This is a genomic window from Parabacteroides sp. MSK.9.14 (assembly GCF_019041495.1).
Classification (GTDB): domain Bacteria; phylum Bacteroidota; class Bacteroidia; order Bacteroidales; family Tannerellaceae; genus Parabacteroides; species Parabacteroides merdae.
The window spans coordinates 1-519 of the sequence record NZ_JAHPXO010000135.1 but is presented as its reverse complement, the minus strand read 5'-3'; the positions used below and the strand labels follow the sequence as shown (position 1 = coordinate 519).

The window sequence follows — 519 nt, the reverse complement described above, 5'->3', positions numbered from 1 at the left end:
AAAGTTCTGATAATGGCTCTCATCTATGAAGATGTGGTCGATGCCCATCTGCTTGAAATCCACCACGTCGTCCGTGCGTGACTTTATGGCGTGTTCCACCTTCTCCAGCTTCGCTTCAAGGTTGTGCTTGCGCTTCTCCAATCCTTTCAGCATCGCCCGCGACACGTTCTTTCCCTGCTGCCGTAGCACTTCGAGGTTTTCCTCCACCGTGTCAAGCTCTGCTTGCAGGATGCGCTGCTGCAATTCCGGCGACTGCGGTATCTTGCCGAACTGGTCGTGCGACATGATGACGCAATCGTAGTCGTTGTTCTTTATATTATTGAAGAAGCGCACACGGTTGGCGGTCGAAAAGTCCTTCTCCGAAGCGTACAGAATACGTGCGTTGGGATATGCCGCCTGATAGGTGGCTGCAATCTCCGCAACGTTGGCTTTCAGCCCGATAATCATCGGCTTGTGTGCCAAATTCAGACGCTTCATCTCATGCGCGGCGATGCACATTATCAGCGTCTTACCGGTTCC

Annotated in this window: 1 pseudogene; it reads right to left on the bottom strand. The window is 52.6% G+C overall.

Annotation, left to right across the window (positions count from 1 at the left end):
* Positions 1-519 (bottom strand): annotated as a pseudogene (locus KTG12_RS21490) (DNA methylase); the annotation flags it as partial.